The organism is Lactobacillus sp. (assembly GCF_051873315.1).
Taxonomy (GTDB): Bacteria; Bacillota; Bacilli; order Lactobacillales; family Lactobacillaceae; genus Lactobacillus.
In genome coordinates this window covers 1-7969 of record NZ_JBJEES010000088.1, presented here as the reverse complement: position 1 = coordinate 7969, position 7969 = coordinate 1, and the positions used below count along the sequence as shown (strand labels likewise).

General features: G+C 48.5%; 7 protein-coding genes. 2 read left to right on the top strand and 5 right to left on the bottom strand.

All coding sequences use genetic code 11. From position 1 onward, the window contains the following. From ACI32D_RS05245 to ACI32D_RS05235, 3 genes are all read right to left on the bottom strand, one after another. On the bottom strand, positions 1-412 hold a 412-nt coding region (locus ACI32D_RS05245; protein WP_439775565.1), incomplete at its 3' end, for a CAT RNA binding domain-containing protein. A 257-nt stretch (positions 413-669) separates the two neighbouring features. Further along, the gene (locus tag ACI32D_RS05240) at positions 670-1023 is read right to left on the bottom strand and encodes a PTS lactose/cellobiose transporter subunit IIA (protein ID WP_439775564.1); all 354 of its coding nucleotides are present in this window, start codon (positions 1021-1023) and stop codon (positions 670-672) included. Positions 1024-1261: 238 nt separating this feature from the next. After that, complete coding sequence (locus tag ACI32D_RS05235; RefSeq protein WP_439775563.1) at positions 1262-2629, bottom strand: aspartate ammonia-lyase; 1368 nt, start codon at positions 2627-2629, stop codon at positions 1262-1264. 347 nt (positions 2630-2976) lie between these two features. Between ACI32D_RS05235 and ACI32D_RS05230 the strand changes: the two genes are divergently transcribed. Further along, a complete protein-coding gene (locus tag ACI32D_RS05230; RefSeq protein WP_439775562.1) occupies positions 2977-4143 on the top strand; it encodes a galactokinase in 1167 nt (388 codons plus the stop codon). Between the two features lie 24 nt (positions 4144-4167). Continuing rightward, entirely contained in the window at positions 4168-5637 is a 1470-nt protein-coding gene (locus tag ACI32D_RS05225; protein WP_439775561.1) for a UDP-glucose--hexose-1-phosphate uridylyltransferase, read from the top strand. A 97-nt stretch (positions 5638-5734) separates the two neighbouring features. On the opposite strand, the gene ACI32D_RS05220 is transcribed toward ACI32D_RS05225, so the two are convergent. Next, complete coding sequence (locus ACI32D_RS05220; protein ID WP_439775560.1) at positions 5735-6628, bottom strand: SEC10/PgrA surface exclusion domain-containing protein; 894 nt, start codon at positions 6626-6628, stop codon at positions 5735-5737. A 169-nt stretch (positions 6629-6797) separates the two neighbouring features. Further along, positions 6798-7658, bottom strand: a complete 861-nt coding sequence (locus ACI32D_RS05215) for an aggregation promoting factor (protein ID WP_439775559.1) — start codon at positions 7656-7658, stop codon at positions 6798-6800. Between the last annotated feature and the right edge of the window lie 311 nt (positions 7659-7969).

Sequence of the window (7969 nt, the reverse complement as noted above, 5' to 3'; positions counted from 1 at the left end):
AGTCGTCAGCAATCTTATAAGCTTTAGGAAACTTGTCAGAGAGATCCGGCAAGGTGTAGTTGGCTCTGTAGCGCCCTCCTTCAAGCCGCTGATAGGCTGAATAAAGGTGGAGGGTCAGGGTCACGTACAAGTAGCTTTCCACCGCGAAATCATATTTTTTCTGGCTCTGCTCGATCAGCGAATAGCTTACCGCGACAAAATCTGCCGGCACGTCCTCAAGCAGAGTCGTCAGATCATCGACCGTATGCTCATCACGCAGCATAAAAGTGGATACTACTCGCTTATTTTCGATCACATCACCTTTTTTCTTGCCAAACGCCAAACCATTGCCCATTACAATTGCCGGTCTTCCGTCATGGCCATTAACGACCGCGACATTATTGTTCAAAACCTGTACGATCTTCAAGAGCATTTCCTCCTTAAACTTTCTCAGCAGATCTCCATTCCAGTTGCCTAGCATTGAAAACAGCTCTCCGCCCATTTGGGCAGAAAAAAACCGCATCTATAGTCCTTCTGATCAATCAGCAACGAAAAGAGAAACTAAGTGCGGTTTTGCCTAATTTAATAGTAACAATCCATATTCAGTTATAAGTTTTTGCGTGCGATGGTTATTCTAACATAACCGAACACTATATGCAAGCGCTTTTTCAAGATCGCTTTGTCCAAATTTTAGTCGGTAGTCTTGCCTTCCAGTTGGTTGACCCGGTCATACAAGTCGATGATGGTCTTCATCTGGTCCTTCAAAAGCATGGTCGTCATCAAAGTATCTTGGCCATGAACCATGATGAAAGTAACGTCCAGATCCAGCCCGCCGGCTTCTTTACTCAGCAGCTTGGTCTGTTCATTGTGGGCATCGTTGATCGAAGCTTCTGCTTCTTTTACTAGGTCTTTGGCCTTTGAAATATGGCCCTGGCTGGCTTCGTCCATGGCCTTGAGCAGGGCTGTCCGCGCGTCGCCGGCATAAGCAACGATCGCGAAGCCGGTCATTGAAATTTCTTCTTTGCTGATAGTTTCTTCCGACATTTTTTACCTCTTTGTTTTTATATCCTGGACTGCCGGCAAAGAAAAACCGCGCCTCAAGGCTCCTTTTACGGAGTCTGAAGCGCGGTTTTGCCTAATTTAATAGTAACAATCCACAATCAGAATAATTTTCTTGCTGACGGTTTTAATAGTAACACCATCCGCCGCTTTTGTAAACCCTTTCAGTGAAATTTTGTTCTTTTTTGTTTATTTCTGCCTGGCTGGCTATTATTTTTTACTTCTAGCCTAATAAGCCGTCCAGCTTTTCTTCACTCATCAAATGGCCTTCCAGAACAAGTTCGCGGACGCTGCGCTTTTCCTTAAGGGCCCGCTTGGCGATCTTGGCTGAGAGCTGGTAGCCCAGGTATGGGCAAAGAACGGTGGCGATGCCGACGCTGCCTTCCTTGAGCTGCTTGCAGCGGCCCTTGTTGGCAGTGATGCCCGTAATGCAGTTTCCTACCAAAGTGTCGATTGCTCCGGTCAAAGCAGTAAATGATTCAAAAAGCTGGTAGAAGACGACTGGTTCAAAGGCGTTCAATTCCAGCTGCCCCGCCTCAGCCGCCATGGTGATGGTGGTGTCGTGCCCGCAGACCAGGAAGGCTGCCTGGCTGACAACTTCCGGGATAACCGGGTTGACTTTGCCTGGCATGATAGACGACCCGTTTTGCTTGGCTGGCAGGTTGATTTCGGCAAAACCGCAGCGCGGACCAGAGGACAAGAGACGGAGGTCGTTGGACATCTTGGACAGGCTGATGGCGCAAGCTTTAAGAGCACCAGAAACTTCCACAAAGGAGTCCAGGTTTTCCGTAGCATCAAAGAGGTCATCCGCCTGCTTGAGTTCAAAGCCAAAGAGCTTGCTCAATTCACCAGCGATGTGGTCTTCATAGTATTGAGAAGCGTTAATCCCAGTCCCGATCGCTGTTGCCCCCAGGTTGATCTCGTGCATTTCCATGGTGGCTTTTTCCAAGCGCTTCTTTAAACGAGCTACCATTGAAGCGTAACCGGCAAAACTGTCGCCCAAGGTCATTGGCACGGCGTCTTGCAGCTGGGTCCGGCCCATCTTGATCACGTCAGAGAATTCATCCGCCTTGATCCGCAAAGCAGCTTCCAGTTTGTCCAGGCTTGCGACCAGCTTCTCGCTAAGCAGGATGGTAGTCATCTTGCCAGCAGTTGGAATGGTGTCGTTGGTGGACTGAGCCATGTTGACCTGGTCGTTCGGGTGAACCAGGTCGTAAGTCCCCCGCTTGCCGCCTAAGAGTTCGTTGGCCCGGTTGGCAATGACTTCGTTCATGTTCATGTTCGCGCTGGTCCCGGCCCCGCCTTGGATTGGGTCAACGATGAAATCACCCGCGAATTTGCCGGCAATCACTTCATCGCAAGCAGTTTTAATCGCGTCAGCCTGCGACTTAGTGAGTAGACCAATTTCGGAATTTACGCTGGCAGCTGCCTTTTTGATCAAAGCCAGGTTGCTCAAGAAAACCGGACTCATCTTTAAGTGAGTGATTTCAAAATTCCGGCTGGCCCGTTCAGCCTGAACGCCGTAGTAGGCGGCTGTAGGGACTTCAAGACTACCAATTGAATCTGCTTCTAATCTGCTTGCTGCTTTCATCTGTTTTTGCCTCGTTTTTTTAGCTCTTTTTTTGATTTCTTTCTATGGCCAATACTATAGTTTAAAATTAGACCAATGTTAAGACCCTTTCCCGTTTTCTTTGCCATCTTTTTGGAAAAGGCTTACAAAAATTAGATTATTAACTTTGTCTGAGGGAAAAATTTATCATCCAAGGCGAAAGAGTTTAGACCAGTCATTAGTGAGACAGAATAAAAGCAAAAAATCATGCAAAAATGAGTTTAATCTCCTAGTTACATTTTGCCTTTTTTTCTCCTAAAACATTGTTTATTTTCGTGGAAGCGGTTAGAATGTTAATGACAAACAAATTGCGACAAAAGGTAACAAAAATGAACACAAAATTTTTAAAAAGTAATTTTGAGCAAATCTTCAAGCAAGAAGCAGCCGACCTCTTTTTCTCACCAGGCCGGATCAACATCATCGGTGAACACACCGACTACAACGGCGGCCACGTCTTCCCTTGTGCCATCAGCTTAGGGACCTACGCCGCTTACGGACCAAGAGAGGACAAGAAGATTGCCATCTGCTCTGGCAATATAAACGATGACCTGGTCGTCTTTGAAATTGGCGACCGCGAATTAGAAAAAGATCCAGACCACAAGTGGATCAACTACTTCAAGGGGATGACCGCCTACGTTCAAGACGAAAGCCGCGAAATTGACCATGGCTTCAACCTCTATGTTTGGGGCAACCTGCCATATGGTGCCGGCCTGTCATCTTCAGCCTCAATCGAAATGCTGATCGGTCACGTGCTGACTGAAGAATACGGGCTGGAGATTGATCCGGTCAAACTCGCTCAGCTCGGCCAGAAGACCGAAAACGAATTTATCGGCCTCTCTTCCGGGATCATGGACCAATTCGCCATCAACATGTCCAAGAAAGACCATGCCATTTTCCTTGACTGTGCCACTCTGAAATACGACTACCTGCCGCTGGATTTGGGCGATTGCGAAATCATCATCATGTCCACCAATAAAAAGCATACCCTGGCCGACTCAGCCTATAACGACCGCGTCCGTGAATGCCAGGAAGCTACCAGAAGGCTGCAGGAAAAGCTCAACATTGACCACTTAGGCGATATTGATGAGAAAACTTTTGACGAATACTCCTACTTGATCAATGATGAGACCCTGCTTAAGCGAGCCCGCCATGCCGTTTTTGAAAACCAAAGAACCATCAAGGCCACTAAAGCCATGCAAGACAAGGATCTGAACCGGTTGGGCCGCTTGATCAACGCCTCCCATGTTTCCCTGCACTTTGACTACGAAGTTACTGGCAAGGAACTGGACACCTTGGTGGAAAGTGTCTGGAAGCAAGATGGCTGCCTTTGCGCCAGAATGATCGGCGGTGGCTTTGGCGGCAGTGCTATCGCCATCGTCAAAGAAGATAAGGCAGAAGAATTCAAGGAAAACGTTGGCAGGATCTACCAAGACACCATCGGCTACGCTGCTAGCTTTTACGAAGCCAAGATCGTTGATGGGACTCATAAACTGTAAAAAATAAGGAGACGAGAAGCCGAAATGCTGATTGAAAACTTTGTGCGAAAAATTATCGCTAATACTGATTATCAAGAAATGGACCGGGTCTACCTCTTCAACCGCCTGCAAGCTTTGGTTGGTGATGGGGACGTCGAAGAAGAGGCTTCCGGCGAAAGCAGCCTGCTGCAGCTGGTTGACCTGGCCGTTAAAAGGGGCAAGATTCCAAACGACGTGACCAGCCGGGAGATTTTGGCCGACCAGCTGGCAGATTTTTTGACTCCTGCCCCGAGTGAGACCAATAGACTTTTCTGGAACAAGTACGACCAAAGCCCAAAGGCAGCTACCGACTGGTTCTATGACCTCTGCACCCATAACAACTATGTTAAAAAGACCGCAATTGCCAAGAATATTGTTTTCTCCGGCAATAGCTCTTACGGCCACCCCTTGGAAATCACCATCAACCTCTCCAAGCCGGAAAAGGATCCCAAGGCCATTGCCGCCGCGGCCAAAAAGAAAGATACTGACTACCCGAAATGCGACCTCTGCCTGGAAAACGAGGGCTACTTAGGCGACTACGGTAAGAATGCCAGAAGCAATTTGCGGATCATCCGCATGAATATTGGCGGGGAGAAATGGGGGATGCAGTACTCCCCTTACGCCTACTTCAATGAACACTGCATCTTTTTGGACCAGATCCATGAGCCAATGGTCATCAAGCAGCAAACCTTGATCAATCTGCTGGAAATCGTCAAGACCTTCCCCCACTACATGGTTGGGTCAAACGCCGACCTGCCAATCGTCGGCGGCTCTCTTCTGTCCCACGAGCACTACCAGGGCGGTGGCCACCGCTTCCCAATGATGAACGCCGCAGTCAAGCAGGAGCTCACTTTTGCCGGCTACCCGCAGGTAAAAGGCGGCATCGTTGACTGGCCAATGAGCGACATCCGCTTGATCAGCCAGGACACTGAAGCCTTGATTGAATTAGGCACTAAGATCATCAAATCCTGGCAAAAGTACAGCGATCCTGACTTGGGGATTGTGGCAGAAAAAGATGGCGTTCATCATCATACGGTTACTCCGATTGCCCATAAGGACGGGGATGAATACGTCTTAGAACTCGTCTTGCGCGACAACAACACCAGCAGTGACTACCCGCTGGGCATTTTCCACCCTCACCAGGACAAGTGGCACATCAAGAAAGAAAACATTGGCTTAATCGAAGTCATGGGCCGGGCCATCTTGCCTGGACGATTAAAGGGTGAGCTGAGCGAAGTCAAGAAATACCTGCTTGGCCAGGATAACCAAATCGCTGAAATTCACCTGCCATGGGCCAAAAAATTGCAGGAAAAGCACCTAGACATTAATGAACAAAACGTTGACCAGATCCTGCAGCAGGAATTGCTGGACGTTTTTGACCAGGTCCTGGCCGACGCCGGGGTCTACAAAGACACCGCGGCTGGTGAAGCTGGCTGGCAAAAGTTCTTAGCCATGATTGCAGCTGAAAACAAATAATAAGAGACAGAAAACAGAAACAAAGTAAAAAGGCATGATTCCCAAACAAATGGAATCATGCCTTTCTTTTGCTGTATTTTGTTTATTTTTCTCCAGCTTACGCCTTAAAGCTGCCCCAGTAGGCGCCGCCGTAGGCCCACTTGAGGTGAGACGGCACCCCGATGTAGTGCATGGAGTAAGTGCCGTTGGTGTAGGACACGTTGAAGCCGTAGTAGTCCCAGTCGCCGTCGTACTTGCCGCCCTGGGTGTTCATCAAGTCCCCGGCGTGCTCCCACTCAGTGTATTGGCTGAGCTGGGTAACCTTGCTCTGGTTGGCGTAGCGGTAACCGAACATCATTGTCTTTAAACCGAAGTAGATGTCCTTCTTCATGGCCGTCATGGTGAGCTTCTGGCCATCCTTAAAGCCCGCCATATCTTCTACATAGTTGTAGTTGCCCGGCAATTTCAAGCCCACCCGCTTGGTGGCCCGGACGATCCCCGGGACATAATGGCCGGTGGCGATCGTCTTCTTGTTTGCCACGTATTCCTTGGAAATTTCAAGGGCCAGCTTCTGGGTTCCCTTGCTGTACTTCCACTTCTTCAGGCCCATTTTTACCCGAGCCTGGTTGATCAAGCGCAAGGAGTAGACGGCCAGAGTCTTGGACTGGCTGGTCGTCAAGTGGCCATTGGTCAATTTGACGATGGTCTTGTCGTCCTTGCTGCTCTCTGGCAAAGCACTTTGGTCAAAAGTATTGACCTGCATCCCCTTGACGTTGATCTTCCGCCACTTCTTCAGCCAAGCCACGTTCTTCTTGTTTTTCAGCCACTTCTTCTGCTGGCTCGAAGACAAAGTAGAGTACTTGTAGGCCTTCTTCAAGTTGGCCTTGGTGTAGCCCTTAGGCAGGGTAAAAACTGCCTGCCGGCTGCTGGCTTCAGCTGGCTTGACTTGACTAATGGTAAAAACTGCTCCCATTGCCAAGGCTGCTACAGTACTTGCAAAAAATTTCTTCATCGTTAAACCTCTGTTTCTCAATTCAAATTCTATCCTATTTCTTCTATTATAACTTGTTTGGCAGCTTTTTTCTCTTTAAAAAAGCAAATGACCAGCAAACAAGCAATGAAACAAAGAAAAATGGTTCCCCGAAAGGAACCATTTTCGCATAGCACGTGTCTAGTCGTTATTAGTACCAGCCGTTAGCCTGCCAGAAGGCCTTGGCTGCAGTCCATGAACCGTAGCGGCTCAGAACGTAGCTGTTGGCAACCTTTTCCTGGTTGGCGGCAGAAGTGTCACCGTTCAAGTAGCTCAAGCTCAATTGGTACTTGCCGTAGTAGTTACCGTTTGAGGCAGTGTATGAGCCGCCGCTTTCCTTGTTTGCGATCCAAGCCTTAGCCGCTTCTTCAGATGATGAAGAAGTTGAGCTTGAAGTGCTTGCGGAAGCAGTTGAAGTTGAAGCAGAAGTGCTTGAACTGGTCGTGCTTGCGCTAGAGCTGGAAGTGTTGGCTGAGCCAGTGTTTGCGCTGTAGCTGTAGTTGTAGCTTGAGCCGTAGCCGTAGTTATTAGCTGATGAGCTGTAGCTCGTAGTGTAGCCAGTAGCCGTTGAGCTGTTAGTGCTCTTGGCCTGGTAACTGTTGCCAGTAGTGGCAGTAGTTGAACTGCTAGTGTTGTTTGCAGTGTTTGCAGTGTTAGTGCTGCTGCTAGTATTCGCGTTGTAAGTGCTGTTTGAAGCAGTTGATGCTTCAGTGGTGTACTTGGCCAAGATCCATTGGCGGTTGCCGATCTTGTACCACTTTTCACCTGAAGCATCGCGGGCGGTCTTAACTACCTGCCATGAGCTGCCGTCCTTAACGGAGCCGGTAACCGTAGCAGTGTGGTAGTTTGACCAAGTTGCAATTGATTGCCCATCAATGTAGTCAACCGTTACGCTGTCACCGATGGTTGCCGCGTCTGCTTGACCGTTCGTGCCTAAGCTGATCGCTGCCACGCCAGTCAAAGCCAAGCCTGCAGCAAATACTGATTTAAGTACGTTAGATTTGATGTTCAAAAAAATTCTCCTTTGTTTGTCGCAAGCTCTCGTCTGCCAAGTTACTTCTCCTTTGGCAAATTCCTTCTTGCTGCTCTTGTGTCATTTGACAGTTTATATGTTAACAGGGCCAAATTTCAAAACGATAGCAAAAAAGTAACGGTCCAGTTAAGAAGAGATTACAGGAAAAAGTCTTTTTGTAACATTTGTAATATTTCCTCGCTAAAAATATCGCTGGAAGCAAAAAAGACACCACGCAAACGCGTGATGTCTTGGTATGGGTCGTCAGGGGATCGAACCCTGGACACCCGGATTAAGAGTCCGGTGCTCTG

Coding starts and splice junctions, on each gene's coding strand:
- ACI32D_RS05240 (WP_439775564.1), bottom strand. CDS start 1,023: ATGTCGGAAGAAACTATCAGCAAAGAAGAAATTTCAATGACCGGCTTC.
- ACI32D_RS05235 (WP_439775563.1), bottom strand. CDS start 2,629: ATGAAAGCAGCAAGCAGATTAGAAGCAGATTCAATTGGTAGTCTTGAA.
- ACI32D_RS05230 (WP_439775562.1), top strand. CDS start 2,977: ATGAACACAAAATTTTTAAAAAGTAATTTTGAGCAAATCTTCAAGCAA.
- ACI32D_RS05225 (WP_439775561.1), top strand. CDS start 4,168: ATGCTGATTGAAAACTTTGTGCGAAAAATTATCGCTAATACTGATTAT.
- ACI32D_RS05220 (WP_439775560.1), bottom strand. CDS start 6,628: ATGAAGAAATTTTTTGCAAGTACTGTAGCAGCCTTGGCAATGGGAGCA.